Raw genomic sequence first — 24,772 nt, forward strand, 5'->3', positions numbered from 1 at the left:
CCCATTGTATAACGGACAGTCTGTATCCATAACCGTCCGAGGAATGGCATTTGGCTGGACTAAAGGCGGGGAGTTCAAATTGCTGATGTCAGGAGGTGAGTGCATGTTGGAGCTTCATGATTTATTTCCGTATTTATTCTCGATCAGTGTCATCTGCTCGTTTGCCTATGCGGCCTATTTTACGCATCAAGCGTTGGAATGGAACGCTGATCCGTCCCGATCGAAAGTGGTGCGAATATTGCTTATTCCGCTCGTTCAGCAAGTGGACGGAAGCAATCGGTCGCCTCAATGGCTGATCAGCAAAACAAAACGCAAAGAATCGCCTGACGATGATTCGTCAGACTGTGCAGCCTCGTTATTCGATCATAACCGACCTAATAACGAGGAGGATTTTCACTTATATGAACAACCCAAATGCACTCACCGCTTTTTTCAAACGATTTGCGCTTAGCCCTTACCGAATTGCAGCCGTTATCGCAGTACTGCTCCTGGTGAGCGGCTGCGGTTCGGCGAGCGGGACGATCGATTCGAGCACGCCGGGCTTTTTCAATCATTACGTCGTGTTCCCGTTCTCGTATTTGATTCAGCATATCGCATCATTTCTGAACGACAGCTACGGGCTTGCGATCATTGCGATGACGCTGCTCGTGCGGATCGTGCTGATGCCGCTTATGCTTCGCCAGCACAAAGGTCAAATGGCTATGAAGCAAAAGATGAACATCATCCAGCCGGAGCTGGCCAAGCTGAAAGAAAAGTACAAGGATAAAACGCCGGAGTCGCAAGCGCAGCTGCAAAAAGAAACGTTGGAGCTGTACGGCAAGCATAAGTTCAATCCGCTGGCTGTCGGCTGCTTGCCGATGCTGCTGCAGCTGCCGATACTGACCGGTCTCTACTGGGCGATCAAGATGACGCCTGAGCTGGCCCAGCATTCCTTCCTATGGTTCCAGCTCGGCGCTCCCGATCATGTATTGCCGTTCCTTGCGGGCATTATCTATTATGTGCAGTTCCGCGTCTCGCAACTCGGCGTTGATCCAGTGCAGCAGAAGCAAATGGCGTTTGTCGGCTTTCTGTCGCCGGTCATGATGGCGCTGTTCTCTTTCTCCGCTCCGGCGGCGGTACCGCTTTATTGGGTAATTGGCGGCATATTTATGATTCTGCAGACGCTGCTTGCCAAGCGGATTTATCCGATGCCTTCGCTGCAGGCGCAATCCCCGGCAGTTGAAGCCTCGGCAAAATAACGTTTAAGGATTAGCGATGAAGATTTCAAAAAAATAGCGGTGTAGGGACTATCCCTACATCGCTATTTTTTAATTGACAGGCTTATTAATCTGCTTCCAGCCGATAAGCGGCCCATGCGGAGGGAGCGAGCCTGATCGTATAGATGATGTCCCCGGTTTCCAGTACGGCGGTTTTGACGGCGGCGGGTGATGAGCCGGCCGCTGTCTGCAATGCCGTCCCGGAAGGAATGGCGATCGACCACGTTTGCGGCACCTGCGCGAAGTTTTCTAAGATAAACGCTTCGTTATCGTAGGTGAACAAGCCGACGCTCGCAGGCCCTTCAATCCGGTAACGCAGCAGATTGCCTGCAAACACGGAGCGCAGCCTGTTCAATACCGGCGCAGGCAATTTCCACAGGTCGGCGTAGTTGTCCGGCACGATTAACGAATAAATTTTGCCCTTGCTGTAATTGTCGTACATGAGGATTGGAATATTGTTCTGTCCGTTCATCGCGACGATCGACTGCCATGTTCCGTTCGTGCTGTAATCGAAGATCGGATAGCAGATCGGTTCTTCCGACGATGCGAATTGATCGAATGTGCAGCTGCTCGTCTCAACGGCGAACCGGTTCACAGCCATCGTTTTGCCCGTGCCGCGCAACGTAGTGAATTCTTCGATGCCTTTGCCGGTCATTTGCGCAATAAAGCCGGAGGTCATGATGATTTCCCCGCCTTCCCGCAAATAGGCTTTCATCTTCTGGATCACGCGTTCATCGCGGGCGGCGTTTGCCGTAATGAAGAGCGGGCCTTCCTGTTTTAACGGAAAATGCGGCGTCAGCTCCAGCGGAATGCCGAGCATGCCTGCGTAATCGTAGAGATGATCTTCGCCTTTGGCGTGATGGGGCTCATAGACGAGTGCCCCGACCGGCGATGCGAGCCCGCCCGCAAGCGCGTCTAATTTCTCCAGCTGGAAGCCGAGCGGAGGGAGGTAAACGCTGTCCTTAAGCAAGGAGTAACAAAATAAAGTCAGTTCCTTCGCTTTGCCGAATACAGTTAAATTGGCTTGCTCCAGGTAATAGTCAATATAGGTGCAGTCGAGATTGTCGAACCAGCCTCCGCCGTTTCGTCCCGTCGCGAGCCGTTCCATCCAGCGAAGCAAGGAATACGAGGCGTATCTCGGAATATGCTGCTGGCTAATGGCGGGGTCGCGGGTTTCTGTTCCTGTGTAGACGCCGTCGAACAGCGACGGCTGACTTTCTGTATTGTAACCGGAGGCTTGGTAAGCTTCATTCCAGTTCGGATATTTGATGACAAGCTTGACGTCCGGGTTGATTGCTTTGGCAGGCTTGCGGATGAGGTTCTCGGAAACCTCCGTCATGAGCTCCAGCCGAAACTGCTCCCAGGTTCGCTCGCCCTTGGCGGACAAGCAATCGTCGCAGCCGCAATTCGTAAAGAAGAAGTCGTCAAAAATAATTTCGTCGAATACCGATGCGGCGGTTTCTACCGCTTTCTGAAATTTGGCGCGCGACGGTCTGTCCGTATAGCAAATACCGCCGAACAGCCGATTGTATCCGGGGCGATAAGCGTCGCCAAGCGTTGGCGTAATGCCGCCTGCCGTCTCGATGCCGCGCGATTCATAGAAATGCTTGAGCTCGAGCAATCTATCTCTGTCCAAACTTATGTCGCCGCGATGATTTTCGATATACATCTTGGAGAGCCGAATGTGCTTCTGGAAAAAATCCAATTCTCGCGCGAGCTGCTTCTCATCGCTATCTAGGCAGCCAGCCGTGCAGTAAATTGCGGTTTTGAAATGGTTGTACGCATCTTGGGTGTTCATCTGCAATACCTCCTTTATACCACCGATTATAGATGCTATACTTAAGGGGATGTATTATTCTGACAACTAAAACTATTAAGTTTGAAACTTTTTAAAAAGCCGTTTTGCTGCGTAAAACTTTTTAGGAGCTATCGATTCTATGCAAGTAATCTCATTCAACGCGCTGCCGCTGCCGTACTACATTTACAGCGGCTATTCCCTTGCTGGTCCCGGTCGCAAGCACCCGGAGCGGTATGCGGTAGGCGAATTTGACTTGCTTGTTGTCAAACAAGGCTGTCTTTATATCGGGGAAGAGGATCGGCGCTACGAGCTGTCGGCGGGTCATGCGCTTATTTTACGGCCTGATTTGCATCATTATCCGACAGAGGGATGCCGGGAAACGACCGCCTCCTATTGGCTGCATTTTCAGACGGCAGGCTCGTGGAGCGTGTCGGGCGAAGAGGCTGAGGAGCAGGAGCGCTCGGACGGAATTGCAGAGCATCCATTCCGCAAACGGCAATTTCGGCTCGATATTCCGCAGTTCGCAAGAATCGCCCAGCCGGCAGTGATGTACGGATTGCTGGAGCAAATCGTCTCGAATGAGCGGCACTCGCATCTGGATGCGGTCCGTTGGAAGCAGCAGCTGCTGTTTCAGGAAATATTGCAGCTGCTCGGCGCGTCGCTGGAAGGGGAGGCGCCTAGTCCAGGCGCCGAGGTTGCGGTGAGAGCCGCTTCCTGCCTTCGCTCCCGATATCGGGAGCCGATCACGTCGAAGGAGCTGGGCATCTGCCTCAATTTTCATCCTGTCTATATCGCCAGATGCATGCAGAAGCAATTCGGCTGCTCGCCAATGGAATACTTGCTTCGCTATCGGCTTGAGCAAGCGCGTCAATTGCTGCTGCATACTGATATCTCGATTCATCAAATCGCGGTATCAGTCGGTTTTCAGCAGGCCGCTTACTTTACCGCTTGCTTCGGCAAGCGGGAGGGCATTACGCCCCGCGAATACCGACAGCGGTATGCTGACAGCGGCAGGAAGCCGACTTTTCCGCGCTGAAGTATCCGTTATTCCGAACGGTCGGAACGGCTGTCGCTGCGGGCGGTGCTATTCCGTTCCGTGTACGTCTCGGCTAGCCGCTCGCTTGCATCGGGCAGCTTCCTCTCTTGCAGCTCTTCCGTAAACAAGCCGAATTGGTCGTCGATATCTTTCTCCGTTACCAAGTCTTCAGAATGATTCTTATCCGTCATCATTGTCGCTTAATAACACTCCCTTCTGTAGTTCTATTATAATGACCTAATATGCGAATACTTACGAGCGAACGGGAAAGTTTGGTCACACTACTTTTTCTAGGAGGAATGTCTACGATGATAAAGCATTTTCCGGCACATGAACGCAACTCAGTCGATATGGGATGGCTGCGCAGCGCAAGAAGCTTCTCTTTTGGGGACTATTTTGACCAAGACAATTACGGCTTCGGCATCATGCGCGTGCTTAACGACGATGTTGTCGCTCCGGGCAAAGGCTTTGGCGCCCATCCGCACAGCGATATGGAGATTGTTACGATACCGCTTGCCGGCAGGCTGAAGCATGAAGACAATTTAGGCAATGCTGCGGTAACCGCTGCGGGCCAGGTGCAGAGAATGACGGCCGGAACGGGCATTATTCACGCGGAGTACAACGATTCGGATACGGAAGAGGTGAGCTTCCTGCAGCTTTGGTTCATGCCTGGCGAGAAGGGGCTTGCGCCATCGTATGAAACGGCGAGTTATGACCCGGACAAGCTGACGAACGCGCTGGTGCCCATCGTGACGCCGGACGGTGCCGGCGAGACTGCAAGCATCCATCAGGATATGAAAATTTATCTCACGCGATTGGAGCCGGGGAAAAAGCTGTATCATCATCAGCCGGCAGGCCGCCGCGCTTTCGCAATGGTGCTGGAGGGCAGCGTGAAGCTGAATCATACGCAGATGGGTCCGAAAGATTCGGTGCGAGCCGAGTTCGAACCGGAATTTCTGTTTCGTACAGAGAGCGAGAGCGCATTTGTGTTATTTATCGATTTGCCTTAATAGGAGGTTTGTGAGATGCATGAGCAACTGTTAATCAAGCACGCGGTTGGCGGCCGGACGTTTATTGATTCGGATCGCCAGCCGATTTCGTATACGGCGGAGCCTGAGGCCGAGAGCGGGCGCTGGGCGTTCGCGGTTACAGGAGCCCCGGAGCTGGAAGGCGGCGAGCTGCTGAAATGGAAAAGCGAGCTGAACGTATTTCTGTTTCGCAATTTTGAGGACGGTCAGCCTACGGTGAAAATATGGTTTTACGTGCAGGAGGATACGGTGAAATACGACCGTACGGAGCGGAGGCTCACTTTTGCAGCCAAGTCCAGCATTGCCTATGTGCCCCAGCAATTTGGATACATGTAGCGACGGGCTCGACATTATGATGCAGTCAGGAGAAAGCTATGAAGCCGGGGCAGAAGAAAATCGAATCATTTGCTAACATCGGCACTCAAACAGCCAACATCCGAGAAACTGACGGCGGGATTGGTTAAACCTCTGCATGCGGTGAAAGACAGGCAAATGGGTGAAGTCTTCATTGCTTACAACACTGCATTGTCCCACATTTTATTCGAGGAGTTCGAGAGCGCGGAGCGTGTAATGAGGAAGATTGATTGGGAGCGGAAAATCCCGATGTATCAAGCTGCTGTTTCTTTAAATATTCGAGCTTTCATTCATTATTATCATACCGGAGATTGCCATGAAGGGCTGTCTTTAATGAGAAAAGCAAAGGCTCTGGCAACTGTATCCGGTTCCTTCCCTGGAAGCAAGCAAGCCGAGATGACGTATGAGGCATATATTGCAATTGGCCAACTCTTGACAGGGTTTCGCAATGATGAAGTTGTCGCTGCGCTAGAAAAGAAATTTGATCAACTCCCCATTTTGCCGAAGCTGTTTATTGCGAGCGGGTTGAGAAGTGAATATAAGAGAAGCGGCCAAGTCGACAAGCTTCTGGAGAAAGAGGCGTTTCTGAGAAGCAATGCGCCTTATTGCAAATTACTGTTGAAGTAATTGAAGCGGCGGCGGGGCATTTTTAATTTGCGGAAAAAAAGTTTTTTTGGGATGAATGGAATTTTTTAAAAAAGAAACGATAAAATAGTCAGTCGGGATATAGAGAAAGCGAATCATTGGAAGGAGGCTGTACGCATGTATAACCGTAAAAAGATTCAAGAGGAAATTCCGGAGGTCAGCACAAAAATATGGTCTTGCGAAAACGATGATTGCAACGGTTGGATGCGCGAAAATTTTACGTTTGACTCGTCTCCGACATGCTTGCTGTGCAACTCGCCAATGACGATTGGCGAGCGCATGCTGCCGCAAATCGTGAATACGAATGACATTATGAAGCTGAAAGCTGTAGCGGCGACGGCTGAGTAGAGCGTTCGGCATTCGGAAGGATGTCCCTTGCAAGCAGGGGGACATCCTTTTGTTTTGTCTCAAAATGGCGAACATATGTGTGGTATACTGATCCTGATAGGGAATGATATCGGGGGTAGCTGGTATGGCGGATGCGGGCTCGAACGCGGCAGAGGGCGCTTTACATATTGCGGTGCGGCCGTTAGTGGAATATGTGTATCGATCCGGGAGCATTGAATCGGGCTTTCAGACGGCCGATGCGATGGCGGAAGGGACAAAGATTCATCAGAAGGTGCAGCAAAGCTACAGTGAACGCGATCTGAAGGAAGTATACTTGAAAGCTCGAATCGGCAACGGTGAGCTTGTGTTCGAGATTGACGGCCGCTGTGACGGTTTGCTGATCGGTGAAGACGGCAGCGTGACGATTGATGAGATCAAGTCCACTCGCATGGATTTGGCGAAGCTGTCGGAGGGGCTGCCGGTTCATTGGGGGCAAGCATGTTGTTACGCCTACATGTACGCCTCGGAAAACGGACTGTCTGAGATCGGCGTACAGCTTACGTACGTGTCGGTCGAACGCGACGAGCGCAAGCGGCTGAAGCGATTGATGGCGTTTGAGGAGCTGCAGGCGATGGTCGAGGGCTTTGTGCGCGACTACGCGCCTTACGCGCGGATGCAGCTCCGGCATGCCGCTGAACGCGGCGGCAGCATAACGGAGCTGCCGTTTCCGTTTGCGTCCTATCGGAGCGGGCAAAGGAAGCTGGCTGGCGCCGTATACCGGACGATCGAGGAGGGCGCCAATCTGTTTGCGAAGGCGCCGACCGGCATCGGCAAAACGATCTCGACGACTTTTCCCGCTATTAAGGCGATGGGCACGGGCGCTCTGGACCGCATCTTCTATTTGACGGCGCGTACGACGACGCGTCTGGCAGCCGAAGAAGCGTTTGCGCGGATGGCGGCCAAAGGGCTGCGCATTCATACGGTCACGCTGACGGCGAAAGCGAGCATTTGCTTTCAAGAGGAGGTTCGTTGCGACAAGCGGCTCTGCGAATATGCGGATGGACATTATGACCGTATTAACGGCGCTGTGCTGGATCTCCTCAGCGAAGAGTCGCTCATGACCCGGGAGGTTGTGGAACGGTATGCTCGCAAGCACCGGGTATGCCCATTTGAGCTTTCGCTTGATGCAGCGTATGGTTCAGATATTGTCATATGCGACTATAATTATGTTTTTGATCCGCGAGTTTCGCTCAAGCGGCTGTCCGGCGAGCAGAGGAAGCGGTCGGCGCTGTTGATCGACGAGGCGCACCAGCTGGTCGACCGGTCGAGAGAGATGTTTTCCGCAGAGCTGGAGAAGTTGGATTTTCTGTTGCTGCAGCGACTGTTGAAGCCGTTGTGGCCGGAGGGTTATGCTGCGGCGAAAGCGATAAATGATTATTTTATCGCGTTGCGCAAATCGCTAGACGGGGAACGGGAGCGCGTTGACAAGGAGCTGCCGGAAGCGTTGATTGGCTTGCTGGAGAGGTTTGCCGGACTTGCGGAAGGCTGGCTTGGCGGAAGGCGGCTGCGGACAGAGCTGAGCGGCGGAGGGGTGCCGGGTGCGGGCGGTTCGAATTCAGATGCGGCTGAACATGGTTTGGCTGCGGATGCTGATGCGGGTTCGGAAATGGAATTGGAAGCGCTGCTGCTGGACGTATACTTCGCGTCGCAAGCCTTTCTTCGTTCGGCGAAGCTGTATGATGAGCGGTTTCTGACATATACGGAGGTTAGGGGCAATGACGTTCGGTTAAAGCTGTACTGCCTCGATCCTTCGCATTTGCTGCGGCAAACCGGCAAGAGCTACCGCTCGCAAATTTATTTTTCTGCGACGCTTTCCCCGGGCGCTTACTACATGGACATGCTCGGCGCATTGGAGGAGGACTATACGGTGGCTGTGCCGTCTCCTTTCTCTCGCGAGCAGCTGGACGTTCAGGTTGTGCCGCTCTCTACCCGCTATCGGGACCGGGAACGATCGAAAGCGCCGATCGCCCGGCTGCTTGCGCGGCTTGCGGCGGAACGGGCGGGCAATTATCTCGTCTTTTTTCCGTCCTATGCTTATATGAATGAATGCTATGAGGCGTTGATGGCCGAGCTGAATGGCGGCGGCGACTTACAGCTGGTTGATGTGCAGCTCCAGCTTCCGGAAATGCCGGAAGAGGAGCGGGAGCGGTACCTGGCCGCATTTCAAGCGGGACGCGATCGGTCGCTGATCGGTTTCGCTGTGATGGGCGGTATTTTTTCCGAAGGCATCGATCTGGTTGGCGAACGCCTGACTGGCGTTGTCGTTGTTGGTGTGGGACTGCCGCAAATCGGGGCGGAGCGGGATATCATCAAAAACTATTTTGATGATACGGGGAAGGACGGGTACCGCTATGCGTATGTATACCCGGGTATGAACAAAGTGCTTCAAGCAGGCGGGCGGCTTATTCGCTCCGAGTCGGATCGAGGCGTGCTGGTGCTGGTCGATGATCGGTATTTGCAGATGGAATATTCGCGGTTGCTTCCTGAGGAGTGGCTGCCTTACGAGGTGGTACGCCCTTTCTGATCCTGGCAATCCGATCTCTTGGCGCGCTTTGTCGGGGAGGATATACAGGTATGCGGACGCTCGGCCAGTTGCTCTTTATAATTGTTACAACTTTAGAGCGCGTTTGGGGTGACGAAGATGAAAGTCGTTAATGAGGGGATGAAGGCAGAGGAGAAGTTTGCGCCGGGCGCCCGGTTGTGGATGGCTTTGCTGTTAGGGTGTCTGGCCGCATTCGCGCCATTATCGATTGATATGTATTTGCCTGCTCTGCCGCAACTGGCGGACGACTTCCATGCCGGAGCCTCGTTGTCCCAGTTAAGCTTGACTGCGTGCTTGCTAGGCATTTCCATCGGTCAGCTTGTTATCGGGCCGCTTAGCGATGTTTACGGGCGCAGAAACCCGCTGCTTATCGGCCTTGTGGTGTATGCGGCGGTGTCTGTTTTGTGCGTATTGGCTCCTTCAATTGAAACGTTTGTGCTGCTCCGTTTCATCCAAGGCTTCGGCGGCGCTGCCGGTATCGTTATCTCCCGAGCCATTGTCCGCGATCTGTATGAAGGGGCGGAAATGACGAAGTTTTACTCTTTGCTGATGCTTGTGAACGGTGTAGCTCCAATTGCGGCGCCGATAGCAGGCGGTCAAATACTGGGATGGACGTCATGGCGCGGCGTATTTATCGTGCTTGCAGCCATAGGCGCGCTCATGCTGCTGTCCGTTTGGCTGGGGCTTAAGGAGACGCTTGGCGAGAAAAACCGCTTGAAGGGCGGTCTCGGCAATACGCTGCGGACGTTTCGCGGTCTGCTGAAAGATCGGGTATTTATGGGCTATGCGCTGTCGCAAGGGCTCGTCGTCGCCGGCATGTTTGCTTACATTTCCGGCTCCCCGTTTGTGCTGCAACAGATTTTTGGGCTGTCGGCGCAAATGTACAGCATATGCTTTGCGATTAATGGTCTCGGCATCATTATCGCGAGTCAGTTAGCCGGCCGTTTGGCAGGCAGGGTCAGCGCAACTCGGATGCTGATGACCGGGCTTGGCATGGCGTCGCTTGGCGGCATTGCGTTGCTGGCGTTGACGATTGCCGAGGCGGGCTTGTTCGGCGTGCTCGTTCCGCTCTTCGTTATCGTCTCGAGCGTCGGCGTGGTACAGACTGCAAGCTTCTCGCTCGCCATGCAAAACCAGGGCAATTTGGCCGGCAGCGCCTCGGCGCTAATCGGCCTGCTGTCTTTCGTTTTCGGCGGCTTCATGGCGCCGCTCGTCGGCCTTGGCGGCAGCGGCGCGGCGCTGCCGATGGCGATTGTTATCGCCGCGGTTAACTGCGCGGCGGTGCTCTGCTACGCGCTGCTTGTGCGGCGCGCGGGTTGATGCGGCTGCGTTGCGCCGGGTGGCGGCTCGTTGCAATGCAGCCGCCAGCGGCGCGGAGTTCTAACGGCCTCTGGATCCGTTAGGACTCCGCTATAGCTCGAGCGGAACGCGTGTAACGGCTTGCGGTTCCGTTAGAGAGGATGCTGAGGCTGCGGAGCACTCCAAAAAGCTGCTCTCGCTGGAGTCTAACGGCCTCTGGATCCGTTAGGACTCCGCTACAGCTCGAGCGGAACGCGTGTAACGGCTTGCGATTCCGTTAGAGGGGGTGCTGAGGCTGCGGAGCACTCCAAAAAGCTGCTCTCGCTGGAGTTCTAACGGCCTCTGGATCCGTTAGGACTCCATATAGCTCGAGCGGAACGCGTGTAACGGCTTGCGGTTCCGTTAGAGAGGATGCCGAGATGGCGTCGGTACTGCGATCAACAAGAATAAGACCCTGGGTCTTGTTTGAGTACAACGGGCATGGTCTGGTGCGGATAAGACCTGCCGGAGTCTTATTCCGTCGTGGCACCTGCGCTGCAACTGTCGATCAACATGAATAAGACCCATAGAGGGTCTTATCGCGAACAAATTGCGTCTCACGGTACGAATAGGACCCAGCAAGGGTCTTATTCACCTGTACGACGCAATGTGGCTGCCCGATCAGCGGCCTCGGCCCCTGCGCGCCAACCCCCGCCTCCATAAAAAAAGTCCGCCTTCCTAGTCGGAAAGGCGGGCTCTCATTTATCGCGATACAGGCAATTTCGGGATGCCGGCGTCTTCGCCGAGCATCGCGCCGCGCCATTTGCGGTACAGCTCCCATGGGGCGCCGCTCTCAAGCAGCGATTTGCAAGTGTACAACGCTTCTTCGACCGATGAAGCGCGTTCCGCAAGGCGGAGTCGCACAGCAGCGTTCAGCAGCACTTGGTTTACAAAGCTGAGATGCGCTTCACCGCGAAGCGTTTCCTCGGTTACGCGCATTTGCTCGGCTGCGGTCCACACGATGCCTTCCGGCAGCGGCGTTTCCAGACCGAACGTGTCAGGGTCAATGACATGCAGCCGGGCGTCGCCGTTCTCGACTATATAGGTGCGAGTCGGCCGGTCGATAAATAGGTCTTCCGAACCTTCGGAGCCCTGTACGATTAACGCATTATTGTAGCCAAGCTGCAAGAACAGCTTGCTCATGCGATCGAATACGGTATTGTGATATACGCCAAATACTAAATATGGAGAATGCGAGAAGTCGATCAGCTTCTCTGCCGTATTGAGCACCGTCCGCATATCGAGCTCGACGCGGATTGAGCGAAGTTCTTTCAACGGCGGACACCATTGTTCCGTTGGCACATAGAGCACGCCAGTCTCGGCGGAGATCTGAGCCGCGCGTTCATGTGTCAATGCGTCTCCGTCAATGCCGACAACGGCTAGCATATCGTGCAGCGTGACGCCCCATTTCGGCGGCAGCGGCGACGTGCCGTGGAGCGTGACTGGCAAGCCGGCGGAGGCGAGCAGGAAGGAGGTGGCGAAGGTTGCGAAAAAAGATTTTTTTCGCCCGTCGTAAGGTCCTGCGCAATCAATCCCTTTCTGAATCGGTGCGCGGTAAGCCTTGCTTCGGCATACATTTACGAAAGCCTCGAGCTCCTCGACGCTTTCCATTTTAATCCGTTCCGCAACGAAAAAGGCGCCGATTTGCGCAGGGGTCGCTTTGTTATTGATGATCCAGTCGGCTGCTTCGAGCGCTTCCTCGTAGCTTAAGTCTCTCGCGCCTCGCTTGCCGCGGCCGACTTCTTTTAATAGTTTAGTGAACATTGCGAAGTCCCCCTTATTTTTGCTCTTGAAGAAGCTGATAGACTTTAACGATCGAGGTCGCAACGTCGACCATTCGTTTCCGTTCGTTCATCGCCTGCTTACGCAGCAGGTCGTAGGCTTCCGCTTCGGATACATTTTTTATTTTACATAAAATGCCCTTTGCCATGTCGATCCATTTGCGTTCTTCCAAACGGCTTTCAAGCTGCTTTCTTTCATTAATCCATTGCTGGCGCTCGAACGATTGTTTGGCGCCGAAGTGGAGCGCCCAATGAATTTCTTGCTCGCTCATCGACGGTGTCAGAATGCCGTCTATTAATACATCATCCTCGCAAAAAGCGGCTGACGATCCGGCGGAGGCAGCGCCGCACCACCATAAGAGCGGAACTCGCTTCCATTGCATGAGCGCTTTTCCCCATTGTTTCACTTCGTTTAATGGAAGGTTCAATACGATCGCATCGGCCTCGCCGATTTGCTGTTTGGCGCGCTCTTCAGAAGAAGCCTTCATCATATGATAGCCATTTCCGCTAAGTATAGTTTCGGGGAGCGGCTGCATGGAAGCGGCAGTTTGTTTCGGCCCAGCCGTCAGGTTGGAGATGACTAATAATGAACGCATAATGAAGAGCTCCCTTCCTTTCGCTTTTCCACGGTCAAATGTTGCTTCTATGTCAATATATATAACACAATAACCGTAGTTATGTCGATAACCTGACGTCATCATTTTTTATGTCAATATTATTAACACAGAAATGTTGACATAAAAACTGACATCGGTGTATAGTTACCATACAAGCAAACAGTTTAATTTCTCGAATACAACGATGTGTTCGATTGAAGCGGCAACGAAGCCTGACTTCGCAAGTAATGGACTAGAAATGCGCTCTCTGTGCATCTATGCGTCCATTTTTGCGGGTCAGGCTTTTCTTTTTTTTCAATATATAAAGAAGAAATATAGGCTCCACATCTTATGCGGCTTATATTTCGATGCGAACGCGAATTGCGGCTCTGCTGTTGAAAATGCGACGATGCGTGTTCCTGTTTGGGTTTACAAGGGAGAGGAGAGATAGATGATGACAGAACGCAAAAAACTAGTGCTGGTCGGAAATGGTATGGCGGGTGTAAGGTCAATCGAGCATTTGCTTAAGCTGGCGCCTGATGCGTATGACATTACCATAATAGGATCGGAGCCTCATCCGAACTACAACCGGATTATGTTGTCGCATGTTTTGGCGGGCACAGCGGGCATTGATGATATCGTAATCAATGATTGGAACTGGTACAAAGAAAACAACATTAACTTAATCACTGGTCAAACGGTTACGAAAGTTGACGTAGAGCAGCGCAAAGTAATTACTGACGCAGGCGTGGAAGTCGGCTATGACAATGTTATTTTGGCTATGGGCTCGAACCCGTTTATGCCGCCGATTCCAGGCTCGGATAAAGAAGGCGTCATTGCGTTCCGCAATATCGAAGACTGCGAGACCATGTTTGCCGCAGCGAAATCATATAAAAAAGCTGCCGTAATCGGCGGCGGCCTGCTCGGATTGGAAGCGGCAAGAGGCTTGCTCGATCTCGGCATGGACGTAACGGTTATCCACCGCAACCCGATTCTAATGAACGCTCAGCTCGACGAGCCAGCTGGCCGCATGCTGCAGCGCGAGCTGGAAGCGCAGGGCATGAAGTTTATGCTTTCGGCGCAAACCACCAAAATGGTGGGCGGGGATCGCGTAGAAGGATTGGAGTTCAAAGACGGCAGCGAGCTGCAGACTGACTTGGTCGTTATGGCAGTTGGTATTCGCCCTAACGTCAAGCTTGCGCAAGATTCCGGCATCGAAGCGAATCAAGGCGTCGTCGTAGACGATTTTATGCAAACGAGCGCGCCGGGCGTTTATGCCGTTGGCGAATGTATCGAGCATCGCGGCGTTTCTTACGGCCTTGTAGCTCCGCTGTACGATCAAGGCGCGGTGCTGGCGAAAAGGCTGGCTGGCGTTGAAACGGCGGGCTATACCGGTTCGATTACATCGACGAAGCTGAAGGTTTCCGGCGTTGACGTATTCTCGGCCGGCGTATTCCTTGAGAAGCCTGGCATGAAGGCGCTCCGCATTCAAGACGACCTTGGCGGCACGTACAAAAAAATCGTTATCGAGAACGGCAAGCTGATCGGCGCTGTTCTGTTCGGCGACATTTCCGACGGCACGGAGTTGTTCTCCTATATTAAAAAAGGCGAATCGATCGAGGGCCGAGAGAAAGAGCTTCTGCTCGGCGTTTCGGCAGATGCGCTCGGCGGCAAAGGCAGTTCGACAAGCAAATTCGAATCGATGCCGGATGATGAAATTGTGTGCGGATGTAACGGCGTCACGAAGGCGATGATTACGGACGCGATCAAAAATAAAGGCTGCAATACGCTGTCAGCGATCAAAGGCTGCACGAAAGCGGCAGGCTCCTGCGGCGGCTGTAAATCGGATGTTGAAGGTCTGTTGAAGGTGTACGCCGGAGACGCGCTCGGCGAGCCGGTGAAGGAAGGCATTTGCGGTTGTACGACATTGAGCCGCGACGAGATCGTAGCCGAAGTTTCCCGCATGGGACTGAAAACCGTTAAGGAAGTTATGAACGTGCTGGAATGGAAGGAGCCGGAAGGCTGCTCCAAATGCCGTCCTGCCCTCAACTATTACCTGGGCATGCTGTTCCCTGAAGAGTATGTGGACGAGAAAGAATCGAAAATTACGAACGAACGCTTCCATGCGAACATTCAGAAAGACGGCACGTTCTCTGTCGTACCGCGTATTTACGGCGGCGTGACATCACCGTCCGATCTGAAGAAAATCGCCGAAGTAGCTGAGAAGTTCGAGGTTCCATTGGTGAAATTCACAGGCGGTCAACGGATTGACTTGCTCGGCGTGAAGAAGGAAGATTTGCCGAAAATGTGGGAAGAGCTCGATATGCCTTCCGGTCATGCTTACGGCAAAACGCTGCGTACGGTCAAAACTTGCGTCGGCAATACGTTCTGCCGCTTCGGCACGCAGGATGCAATGGGTATGGGCATCAAGCTGGAGAAAGCGTTCGAGCGGATGACTGCGCCGGCGAAGGTGAAGCTTGCCGTATCCGGATGTCCGCGTAACTGTGCGGAAGCAACGATCAAGGATTTGGGCCTCGTAGCTATCGACGGCGGCTGGGAGCTGCATGTTGGAGGCAACGGCGGCGTCCATGTGCGGGCAACCGATCTGCTCTGCGTCGTCAAAACCGAAGAAGAAGTAATGGAATGGTCCTATGCGTACCTGCAATACTACCGCGAGAACGGCAACTGGAATGAGCGGACTTCGACATGGGTAGAAAGAGTCGGGCTCGATTCGATCAAAGCGGCGCTCGAGAAGCAAGAAGACCGTCTTGCTCTCAAACAAAGATTGGAAACGGCAATCGGCGTGACGGTGGATCCATGGAAAGAAATTATCGAAAAAGACGATCTGCGTAAAAACTTTGAGCAACTGTCCGGCGCACAGCCGGTAAGAGGATAGGGGGCGGCATATATGTCAACGAAAACCAAAACGCTCATTGGCAAAATATCCGATATTGATGTGAAAAGCTCGCGTACCGTAAAGCTGCAGGGCATTGATATCGCAGTCTTCCGCTTGACAGACGGCAGTGTGCTTGCAGTTGAAAATAAATGCCCGCATAAGGGCGGCGTGTTATCCGAAGGTATGGTATGCGGCACCAGTGTTCATTGTCCATTGCATGATTGGAAAATCGACCTTCGCAGCGGCCGTGTGCATGAGCCTGACGAAGGCTGCATAACGACCTTCGAAACGACGGTAGACAGCGAGAGCGGCGAAATATATATAACAATCTAAGAAAGAAAGGTGATCGCCATGACACGAGCTGCGGGAAAGATTTATATTGTCGGAGCGGGACCGGGCGATCCGGAATTGATCACCGTCAAGGCGATGCGCCGAATTCAAGAGGCTGACGTCATTTTGTATGACCGGCTCGTCAATGTGGAGTTGTTGGAATATGCCCGTGAGGATGCCGAACGGGTGTATTGCGGCAAAGCGCCAGGCGCACATGCCATGCGGCAGGACAAAATCAACGAAACGCTTATTGCATATGCGCGTCAAGGCAAGACGGTCGTCCGCTTAAAGGGCGGCGACCCGCTCGTCTTCGGGCGCGGCGGCGAAGAGGCGCTGGAGCTGGCGGCGAGAGATATTCCGTATGAGTTCATACCGGGCGTTACATCGGCGATAGGCGCTTCCGCTGCTGCGGGCATCCCGATCACGCACCGCGGCTATGCCGCATCTTTCGCTTGCGTGACCGGAAGCCGCTGTCACGACGACGGCAAGCCGGTTAGATGGGATCTGCTTGCTCATAGCGTGGATACACTTGCTATCTACATGGGTGTCAGCCAGCTAGGCGAAATTCGCGAGCAGCTGCTCATGCATGGCAAATCACCTTCCACACCAGTTGCTCTGATCGAGAACGGCACGACAAAAGGTCAGCGTGTCATTACCGCTACTTTGGAAGACGTTCATCGAATCGCGGCAGCGATGAAGCTTACGAATCCGGCGCTTATTATTGTCGGAGATGTCGTTCGTGTGCGGGAACAACTGATCCGTGCGCAGCGGCAAGCGTCCGCTTTGAGCATGATCGGGTAGTTATACTCCCCTTGTCACTGCTTTTTACGGCAGGGACAAGGGGTTTCATTTTTTTCCAAAAAACGGGTTGACATATATTTCAACCGATGATAAAGTGACAAATAGATTTCATTAAACGAAAGGAGGATTGCGTTCTATGATTAACTTTACTGAAATGCCAAATGTTGCCGATCTAAATGTGCATACTAATTCTAATTTAATGAACGTAATCCATCCGCGAGTCATTTCTCTTTGAATTTAAGGGTTATCCCATAAATCAAAGGCGCATGGTTACGTATCCGTAATCGTGCGCCTTTTCATTTACCGCGGGAGCAGTGTCTTAATAGGACCTCCTGCGTCGAGTGAAGGAAGCGTATCGTTCATTACGGTACGCTTCCTTTTTTTTGTGGCGAAATGGCGGTTGGATGGATAACGGGAGGTGTAGAAACAAACTTATGTTTATCGTACTTAAGAAGCTTCAATGGTTTTTTGCAATGAACTGGAAACGATATACGTTAGCCGGCGTGCTGCTCATTCTGGCCGGTGTGCTGGATATCATTCCGCCTTGGCTGATCGGATATACGATCGACGGCATCCATCAAGGGCGGCTCGGAACGACCGCGTTTTACGAAGTCGTTTTTGGCTGGCTGGCCGTTACAATTGTCGGGTATTTGATCTCATACGTATGGCATTATCAATTGTTCGGGGGGGCCTTTGTACTGGAGCGGCTAATGCGCTCAAGACTTATGCGTCACTTTTTGCGGATGACGCCTACCTTTTTCGAAAAAAATCGGACGGGTGACCTGATGGCCCGCTCGACCAACGATTTGAACGCAGTCGCGACGACAGCGGGCTTCGGCATTTTGACGCTGATCGATTCGACGCTTTTTATGGTGACCATTTTGATCATGATGGCCGGGATGATTAGCTTAAAGCTGACATTGGCCGCGCTTCTGCCGTTGCCGCTCATGGCGCTTGCCATGACCTATTTCGGAAAGAAGATTCATACGCGTTTCATGGCGTCGCAGGACGCGTTCGGCGAATTGAACGACCAGGTGCTGGAATCGGTATCGGGCGTGCGCGTTACCCGCGCTTTCGTGCAAGAGGAAGCGAGTCAGCAACGGTTTGAGAAGAAAACGGCGGAAGTGTTCGATAAGAGCATTGCCGTTGCGCAGATTGACGCATTATTCGAGCCGACAATGAAGGTTCTGGTCGGCATGAGCTATTTGATCGGCTTATGCTACGGCGGTTATCTCGTATTCCGCAGCGAAATTACGCTCGGCGAGCTCGTCTCGTTCAACGTATATCTCGGGATGCTTATCTGGCCGATGTTCGCAATCGGCGAGTTGATCAACATTATGCAACGGGGCAATGCTTCGCTTGACCGCGTAAATGAAACGCTCGGTTATAAACCGGACGTAACGGACCGCGAAGACGCCGTGAAGGCTGCTCAGCCGGATACGATTGCGTTCCATGACGTCACGTTCCGCTATCCGTCATCCGCGAGCGACAACTTAAGCCGCGTATCCTTTACACTCCGCAAGGGGCAGACGCTCGGTATCGTCGGACGTACGGGCAGCGGCAAAACGACGCTCCTCAAACAGCTGCTTCGCGAATATCCGTTAGGCAAAGGGGATATTTCGGTATCGGGCGTATCGCTCAGCCAATTGGAGATCGATAATCTGCTCGGGTGGATCGGCTACGTTCCGCAGACGCCGATTCTGTTCTCACGGACGATCCGCGAAAATATACTGTTCGGTATGAAGGGCGAAGGTACGGAAGCCGACTTGCAGCGCGCATTGGCGCGGGCGTCGTTTGCCAAAGACATTCAGTTTCTGCCGGACGGTCTTGAGACGATGGTCGGCGAGAAGGGTGTAGCCTTGTCCGGCGGACAGAAGCAGCGGGTCAGCATTGCTCGCGCATTGATCGCCAATCCGGAAATTCTCATGCTCGATGATGCGTTGTCGGCGGTTGACGGACGTACGGAGGCGGAGATCATTGAAGGCATTCGAACCGAGCGCGCCGGCAAAACGACGCTTATCACGACGCACCGGTTGTCTGCCGTGCAGCATGCCGATTGGATAGTCGTCCTTGATGAAGGGCGGATTGTGCAAGAAGGCAAGCATGATCAACTGATTTTGCAAGAAGGCTGGTACAAAGAACAATACGAGCGGCAGCAATTGGAGTCGCTCATCGAATCAGAATAGGATTGGAGGCGATTTGAGCAATGGGTTCAACCGGAAAAAGATTGTTTCAATACGCCATGTTATATAAAAAACCGATCGTTTGGGCGCTGGTGCTGCTCTTGCTTGCTGTAAGCGCTGAGCTTGCGGGGCCGTTTATCGCCAAGCGAATGATTGATCAGAATATTTTGGGCATCGAGAAGAAATGGCACGAGGTATCCGCTCAGGAGGAATTTGCGGTCTCGTATAAAGGCAAGTGGTATAAACGCGAGGATCATTTCGCTCTTAATGAAGCGAAGGGCACAGAGGTGCGCATCCTGCAGGCAGGCAGAAAATTTTACTGGCTGGAGGGGACGCTGCCGATCGAGGACGGCAACCGTTCGGTGAAGGACGGCGTCATGACGGTGAAGAGCAAGGATACGGGCGAACAGGCGGAAGTGCCTGTCGCGCTGATTCCGGCGAAGGAGCTTTATGCGTTCTATAAACCGGAAGTTCCGGCGCTGCTGCTGCTTGCGGGCGTTTATCTAGGTCTGCTGCTGCTTGGCGCGGCGTTTACTTACGGACAGAGGCTGCTGCTGCTCACATCCGCGAACAAAATCGTCCGCAAGATGCGCAACGACGTATTTGCCCACACGCAAAGACTGCCTGTCGGCTATTTCGATACGCTCGCTGCGGGGCAAGTGGTGTCGCGGGTGACGAACGATACAGAGGCGATTCGCGAGCTGTATGTCGCGGTGCTTGCGAACTTTTTCGCGGCGATCGTATACATGACAGCGATTTATGGCGCGCTGTTCCTGCTGGATGCGCGTCTGGCGCTGTTTGCGCTTCCGCTTGTGCCGATTCTCATTGTTTGGATCAAGCTGTATCGCAAAGTGGCTTCTCGCTATAACCGCATCATTCGCTCGAAATTGAGCGAGATTAACGCGATGATCAATGAGTCGATCCAAGGCATGCCAATTATTCAAGCGTTCCGCCGTCAGAAAGAGACGATGAAGGAATTCGACGACTTGAACGAACATTTTTTCAAATATCAGAACAAGCTGCTGAGCTTGAACTCCATTACGTCACACAATCTCGTTAACGTTATCCGGAACTTGATGTTCCTCGTTGTAATCATTATGTTCTGGGGCGACTGGCTGGGCGCTGCTGTCGGCGTCGGCGTGCTGTATGCGTTCGTCGATCTGATGGGCCGGATGTTCCAGCCGATTGTCGGCGTCGTCAATCAGCTTTCCAATCTGGAGACGGCGCGTGTGTCTGCGGAGCGCGTGTTTACGCTGATGGACCAAGAGGGCATTGATGTTGTGCCGGGCGCGATGGAACGCTATCGCGGCGAGGTGCAGTTCGACAACGTCTCGTTTGCATACAAACAGGACGAATTGGTGCTCAAAAATATTTCATTCACCGCGCGCCAAGGTGAAACGGTAGCGCTCGTCGGGCACACCGGCTCGGGCAAAAGCTCGATCTTGAATTTGCTGTTCCGCTTCTACGATTCGAATAGCGGCCGAATATCGATTGACGGCATGGACATTCTCGATATTCCGAAGCAGCATCTGCGCCACCATATGGGCATCGTGCTGCAAGATCCGTTTCTGTTCACCGGAACGATTGCTTCCAACGTCAGCCTCGACAATCCGGCGATCAGCCGCGAGAAGATCGAGAAGGCGCTGCGCGATGTAGGCGCTTACGAGATGTTCGCGTCGCTGCCGGGCGGCATTGACGCTCCGGTTATCGAGAAGGGCAGCACGCTGTCCGCGGGTCAGCGCCAATTGATCTCGTTCGCGCGGGCGCTGGCATACGATCCGGCGATCCTTATTCTTGACGAAGCGACAGCGAGCATTGATACAGAGACAGAGGCGATTATTCAAGCGGCGCTTGATGTGCTGAAAAAAGGGCGCACGACGTTCGTTATCGCGCACCGTCTGTCGACGATCCGCCAAGCGGATCAAATTTTGGTGCTCGACCGCGGCCGGATCGTCGAACGCGGCGACCATGAGCGGCTGATGGAGCATCGCGGCAAGTATTTCGCGATGTATCAGCTGCAGCAAGGCGCGGCGGTTACGGCGTCGTAATGATTTTAATGATGCAACAAGCTTGTGTCTTTACCGGCTCCTGCGGGAGCGGGGGGGACACAGGCTTTTTTTCTTTGCCAGGGATAGCCTGCTGCGAGAAATTAGCGAAATTTATTTCGCTATCGTGTCGCGCGGAGGCCCGGTCTTGCGGAATAGCGAAGCAGCCTCGCTAAATAGTGAAGCCAACTTCGCTGCTGAGCGGTTGGGAGCGCTCGAACGCGCGGATAACGAATCCAGTTACTCTAATAGCGAACGAAGGTGCTCGGATAGCGAAAAACGGTTCGTTAGACGGCGGAGATGGTGCGATTAGGCACGGATTAGCGAAATTAGCTTCGTAATAAAGCGAAGCAGGTTCGTTGTTTCGAGTACCGAAGTGCGGTACGCCTCTCTATTCTCCAAACTCTGCTAATGAACGAATCTGTTTCGCTAAATAGCGAAATGAAATTCGCTATTGGGATGCAGCTGCTTGGCCTAGTCGGAATAGCGAAGCAGCCTCGCTAAATAGCGAAGCCAACTTCGCTGCTGGGCGGTTGGGAGCGCTCGAACGCGCGGATAACGAATCCAGTTACTCTAATAGCGAACGAATGTGCTCGGATAGCGAAAAACGGTTCGTTAGACGGCGGAGATGGTGCGATTAGGCACGGATTAGCGAAATTAGCTTCGCAATAAAGCGAAGCAGGTTCGTTAAACGGTGAAGTGGCGGGGGGGAGCGCCGAGAGGTATGAACAAAGAAAAACCAGCTTCGAATGACGCGAAGCTGGTTCGTATGAGCTAATTACTCCGTCTTGAACTTGCCGATTTCGGCGTTCAAGGCGGCTGCGAGGCTGCGCAGCTGGGTCGAGGAGCCTGCGACCTCCTGCATCGAGGCGAGCTGCTCTTCCGATGCGGCTGCTACGCGCTGCGAATGAATCGAGGAGGACTCGGCGATATGCTCGAGCTGGTCAAGCGAAGCGGCGATTTCTTCGCTGCCCGCCGACATTTGCTCGGAGGCTGCCGATACTTCCTGCACCTGCTCGGATACTTGGCGAATGGATTCCACGATCGCACGGAACGAATCGCCGGCCTGCTGCGATACGGCTGAGCCGTCGCGGGCGCCAATAACCGCTTGCTCCATCGAGCGGACCGCTGTGTTGGTGTGGCTGCTAATACCGTTCAGAATGGTGCCGATCTGTTCGGATGATTCTTTCGAGCGCTCCGCCAGCTTGCGGATTTCATGCGCGACGACGGCGAAGCCGCGGCCATGCTCGCCAGCGCGCGCGGCTTCGATCGAAGCGTTCAGCGCAAGCAGGTTCGTCTGATTTGCCACATCGCCAATCATAGCGAGGATCGAGCTGATTTGTTCGTTCATTTCTTCCAGCTGCTCCAGCGTCACGACCGTCTCGGATAGGCTGCTCTCAATCTTTTGCATTTGCTGCACAGTACGGTCGATGACTTCTCCGCCGGATACGGCAAGCTCAGTCGTATCTGCCGCCATTTCCGATACAGCCGAGGAGGACTCGGCGATCCGCTGAATGCCGATGGTCATTTCCGTCATTGCGCGCTGGCATTCCTGGAAGCTTTGCAGCTGAGTATCCGCTCCGGCTGCCACTTCTTGAATCGCTTCCGCTACTTCCTGTGTCGCTGAAGCGGTTTGCTCGGCGCTCTCCTGCATTGCGCTCGACGAGCTTGCGACTTCATTGGAGGCGATTCGCAAATTTCCTGTTAAGTTTCGCAGACTTAGAATCATTTCATTGAATGCAGTCGAGACTTGACCGATTTCATTATGAGTTGTAACCGTAAGAGTCTCCGTCAAATCGCCTTGCGCTGTGCGTGCCGACAGGACAGCCAGCCGTTTCAGCGGCTGCAATGCCAACCGGACCAGCCAAACGACTAGCAGGAGGGCGATGACGATAAACAGAGCTGCAATGCCGATGCTTTTCCACAGCAATGCTTGAAGCCTGTTTTCTACTTCGCCGTAATCGAAATCAACGCCGAACATTGCGACAATTTTGCCGTCTGCATTCGAGATTGCCGTTAAATAAGTGATCCAAGTGCCGTAATCGTCGGTATATGTATCTAACTGCACGAAGCCGTCGCTTCTTGCGTTGTCGTAGCCTTCCGCGAACTGAGGCGAGAGCTCGTACATCGTTCCGGTCGTGAAGTTGAGGTCAACCATGCTTTTGTTGCTTTGCATGACAGACAAAAACTTTTTATCGTCTTTGACGATGAGGTCGGGCATGAAAAGATAGGTGTTTTTCACCATTTCATTCGTATTCATTGCATCCAGCTGCCTGGCGAGAATACTGAACACTGCAGGATTGTCTTGCTTGCCGGATGTTAACTGCATATTTGCATTTTCGATAAGATCGAGGTTTGCTTGCGTCTGAACGCTGAAGGTGCGAGTGGAGCGTTCCATATCTTCGATATAAGCAGCCTTCTGCGCGCCATAGGAAATCCATTCCGTGATGCCGATTATCATGATGAACAGGACGGCGAGTACGAGTGAGCTGGTTAGGGCAAGGCTTTGATCTTTAAATTTACGGAACAAATGTAACATGGCAATAACTCCTTGTTTTTGTTTTGGAGCTGTGTTCTCATGCTGTAGTTCTTGATCCACTGTAACAACAATGTATTAGATAAGTTTTCTAATGGATGTTAGGAATGTATTGGGGTTGCTAACGTATTAACGATCGAATTAGAAAAGTGGAACTTTCAGGAAACATTCAGGGAGGGCTCATTCATGACTAAGGCTGTGTTAAGCTTTCGCCGTTAGAATAGAGCATGTACACCGACTAATGCAATGAAAGGCGGGATTTACGTTGAAGAAAAGAACGGCTTGGGTTGCAAGCACATTGGCTGTTTTATTGGCGCTTGGAGGCGGAGTTGGGGCTGGTTATGCGAATGCGGAGACAGCGGCGGCGCCTGATAAAAGCGCGGCTGCAGCGGAGCGAGGTCAGGGCGGCAAGCATCTTAACGACCGAAAAGGCGGCTTCTCGGCTTTTGGCAAGCTGCAGGACGAGATTGCGTCGTATCTTGGTCTTGAGCTGACCGAGCTGCATGCGCAGCTACAGGAAGCGACACTGGCGGAGGTTGCTCTTGCAAACGGCGTCAGTCGTGAAAATATGAGAGCCAAGCTGGTCGAGCTCATTGAGGCGGAGCGGGCCGAGCATGCATCCAAAGCAGCTGCAAACGATGAAGCGACAGATGCGACGGATACAACTGCTACAGGCAGCACAGATAAAAAAATCCAGCCGCTGGACAGCGGGGCGCTGGCCGATAAGCTGCTGGATGCGAAGGGCGGCTTTGCCGGCAAAGGGCTAAATGGAAGCGGAGACGGCCGCCATGGCGGAGGCTTTGGCCATTTCGGCAATAGCGAAGTGTTGACAGAGCTGCTTGGTTTAACGGCAGAAGAGCTCCAAGCCGCGATAAAAGAAGGCAAGACGCTCGCTGCGATTGCCGCGGAACAAGGCGTTGATGTGCAAAAGGTGATCGATTTGCTTGTTAGCGAAGAGACGAAGCGGCTCGATCAGGCGCTGGCTGACGGCAAAATTACGCAAGCCCAGTATGACGAGAAAAAAGCTGCTCTAACCGAGCAGGCGACAAAACGAGTGAATGAAACGAAGCCGGCCGGCGAACCGGGCGGACGCGGCAAGCATGGCGGCTTTGGCGGATGCGCGGATAAATCGGCATCTTCGGAAACTGCTGATTCTGCAGCCGCTGCTGATGCTTAAATTATAGAACCTAATAAAGAAGCCGTTAGGCGGTATCGCGATT

At 53.2% G+C, this 24,772-nt stretch carries 20 protein-coding genes; 15 read left to right on the forward strand and 5 right to left on the reverse strand.

Annotated features, from left to right (window positions below; translation table 11 throughout):
* Nucleotides 1-103 precede the first annotated feature (103 nt).
* Together GOM71_RS11570 and yidC are read left to right on the forward strand one after the other, a co-directional pair.
* Nucleotides 104-451 (forward strand): hypothetical protein, encoded by a 348-nt coding sequence (locus GOM71_RS11570; RefSeq protein WP_156281167.1) that lies wholly within the window; start codon nucleotides 104-106, stop codon nucleotides 449-451.
* Nucleotides 402-1,238 (forward strand): membrane protein insertase YidC, encoded by an 837-nt coding sequence (gene yidC / locus GOM71_RS11575; protein ID WP_156281169.1) that lies wholly within the window; start codon nucleotides 402-404, stop codon nucleotides 1,236-1,238. Before GOM71_RS11570 ends, yidC begins: the two co-directional genes overlap by 50 nt.
* An 85-nt stretch (nucleotides 1,239-1,323) precedes the next feature.
* Here the strand turns inward: yidC and GOM71_RS11580 are convergent, their stop codons facing one another.
* Nucleotides 1,324-3,054 carry a permease gene (locus GOM71_RS11580; RefSeq protein WP_156281171.1) on the reverse strand — a complete coding sequence of 577 codons (1,731 nt, stop codon included), beginning with the start codon at nucleotides 3,052-3,054 and terminating at the stop codon, nucleotides 1,324-1,326.
* 139 nt (nucleotides 3,055-3,193) lie between these two features.
* On the opposite strand from GOM71_RS11580, the gene GOM71_RS11585 reads away from it, so the two are divergent.
* The gene (locus tag GOM71_RS11585; protein WP_156281173.1) at nucleotides 3,194-4,090 is read left to right on the forward strand and encodes a helix-turn-helix transcriptional regulator; all 897 of its coding nucleotides are present in this window, start codon (nucleotides 3,194-3,196) and stop codon (nucleotides 4,088-4,090) included.
* 8 nt (nucleotides 4,091-4,098) lie between these two features.
* Here the strand turns inward: GOM71_RS11585 and GOM71_RS11590 are convergent, their stop codons facing one another.
* The gene (locus GOM71_RS11590; protein ID WP_216651745.1) at nucleotides 4,099-4,254 is read right to left on the reverse strand and encodes a hypothetical protein; all 156 of its coding nucleotides are present in this window, start codon (nucleotides 4,252-4,254) and stop codon (nucleotides 4,099-4,101) included.
* 144 nt (nucleotides 4,255-4,398) lie between these two features.
* Between GOM71_RS11590 and GOM71_RS11595 the strand changes: the two genes are divergently transcribed.
* From GOM71_RS11595 to GOM71_RS11620, 6 genes are all read left to right on the forward strand, one after another.
* The gene (locus GOM71_RS11595; protein ID WP_156281176.1) at nucleotides 4,399-5,100 is read left to right on the forward strand and encodes a pirin family protein; all 702 of its coding nucleotides are present in this window, start codon (nucleotides 4,399-4,401) and stop codon (nucleotides 5,098-5,100) included.
* A 15-nt stretch (nucleotides 5,101-5,115) separates the two neighbouring features.
* Nucleotides 5,116-5,454, forward strand: a complete 339-nt coding sequence (locus GOM71_RS11600; RefSeq protein ID WP_156281177.1) for a hypothetical protein — start codon at nucleotides 5,116-5,118, stop codon at nucleotides 5,452-5,454.
* 141 nt (nucleotides 5,455-5,595) lie between these two features.
* Nucleotides 5,596-6,099, forward strand: coding sequence for a hypothetical protein (locus tag GOM71_RS11605; protein WP_216651746.1), 504 nt, complete (start codon nucleotides 5,596-5,598; stop codon nucleotides 6,097-6,099).
* Between the two features lie 135 nt (nucleotides 6,100-6,234).
* On the forward strand, nucleotides 6,235-6,465 hold the full coding sequence (locus tag GOM71_RS11610) for a cold-shock protein (RefSeq protein ID WP_156281181.1): 231 nt from the start codon (nucleotides 6,235-6,237) through the stop codon (nucleotides 6,463-6,465).
* A gap of 124 nt (nucleotides 6,466-6,589) precedes the next feature.
* Nucleotides 6,590-9,028: a helicase C-terminal domain-containing protein gene (locus GOM71_RS11615; protein ID WP_156281183.1), complete on the forward strand. Its 2,439-nt coding sequence runs from the start codon at nucleotides 6,590-6,592 to the stop codon at nucleotides 9,026-9,028.
* 117 nt (nucleotides 9,029-9,145) lie between these two features.
* Nucleotides 9,146-10,366: a multidrug effflux MFS transporter gene (locus GOM71_RS11620; protein WP_156281185.1), complete on the forward strand. Its 1,221-nt coding sequence runs from the start codon at nucleotides 9,146-9,148 to the stop codon at nucleotides 10,364-10,366.
* 720 nt (nucleotides 10,367-11,086) lie between these two features.
* On the opposite strand, the gene GOM71_RS11625 is transcribed toward GOM71_RS11620, so the two are convergent.
* Both GOM71_RS11625 and GOM71_RS11630 read right to left on the reverse strand, forming a co-directional pair.
* Nucleotides 11,087-12,148, reverse strand: coding sequence for an anthranilate phosphoribosyltransferase (locus GOM71_RS11625; RefSeq protein WP_156281187.1), 1,062 nt, complete (start codon nucleotides 12,146-12,148; stop codon nucleotides 11,087-11,089).
* Nucleotides 12,149-12,161: 13 nt separating this feature from the next.
* On the reverse strand, nucleotides 12,162-12,761 hold the full coding sequence (locus GOM71_RS11630; protein WP_156281189.1) for an ANTAR domain-containing response regulator: 600 nt from the start codon (nucleotides 12,759-12,761) through the stop codon (nucleotides 12,162-12,164).
* Between the two features lie 454 nt (nucleotides 12,762-13,215).
* On the opposite strand from GOM71_RS11630, the gene nirB reads away from it, so the two are divergent.
* The 5 genes from nirB (at nucleotide 13,216) to GOM71_RS11655 (ending at nucleotide 21,019) form a co-directional block, all read left to right on the forward strand.
* A complete protein-coding gene (nirB, locus tag GOM71_RS11635) occupies nucleotides 13,216-15,657 on the forward strand; it encodes a nitrite reductase large subunit NirB (RefSeq protein ID WP_156281191.1) in 2,442 nt (813 codons plus the stop codon).
* Between the two features lie 12 nt (nucleotides 15,658-15,669).
* The gene (gene nirD, locus GOM71_RS11640; protein WP_156281193.1) at nucleotides 15,670-15,990 is read left to right on the forward strand and encodes a nitrite reductase small subunit NirD; all 321 of its coding nucleotides are present in this window, start codon (nucleotides 15,670-15,672) and stop codon (nucleotides 15,988-15,990) included.
* An 18-nt stretch (nucleotides 15,991-16,008) separates the two neighbouring features.
* The gene (gene cobA, locus GOM71_RS11645) at nucleotides 16,009-16,788 is read left to right on the forward strand and encodes a uroporphyrinogen-III C-methyltransferase (RefSeq protein ID WP_156281195.1); all 780 of its coding nucleotides are present in this window, start codon (nucleotides 16,009-16,011) and stop codon (nucleotides 16,786-16,788) included.
* 434 nt (nucleotides 16,789-17,222) lie between these two features.
* Nucleotides 17,223-18,974 (forward strand): ABC transporter ATP-binding protein, encoded by a 1,752-nt coding sequence (locus tag GOM71_RS11650; protein ID WP_156281197.1) that lies wholly within the window; start codon nucleotides 17,223-17,225, stop codon nucleotides 18,972-18,974.
* A 20-nt stretch (nucleotides 18,975-18,994) separates the two neighbouring features.
* Nucleotides 18,995-21,019, forward strand: a complete 2,025-nt coding sequence (locus GOM71_RS11655) for an ABC transporter ATP-binding protein (protein WP_156281199.1) — start codon at nucleotides 18,995-18,997, stop codon at nucleotides 21,017-21,019.
* A gap of 775 nt (nucleotides 21,020-21,794) precedes the next feature.
* On the opposite strand, the gene GOM71_RS11660 is transcribed toward GOM71_RS11655, so the two are convergent.
* Entirely contained in the window at nucleotides 21,795-23,555 is a 1,761-nt protein-coding gene (locus tag GOM71_RS11660) for a methyl-accepting chemotaxis protein (RefSeq protein ID WP_156281201.1), read from the reverse strand.
* Between the two features lie 262 nt (nucleotides 23,556-23,817).
* Here GOM71_RS11660 and GOM71_RS11665 point away from each other — a divergent pair, with 262 nt between their 5' ends.
* A complete protein-coding gene (locus tag GOM71_RS11665; RefSeq protein WP_156281202.1) occupies nucleotides 23,818-24,729 on the forward strand; it encodes a hypothetical protein in 912 nt (303 codons plus the stop codon).
* The last annotated feature ends 43 nt before the right edge of the window (nucleotides 24,730-24,772 follow it).

The organism is Paenibacillus sp. NEAU-GSW1 (assembly GCF_009737085.1).
In the GTDB taxonomy this organism is placed as follows: domain Bacteria; phylum Bacillota; class Bacilli; order Paenibacillales; family Paenibacillaceae; genus Pristimantibacillus.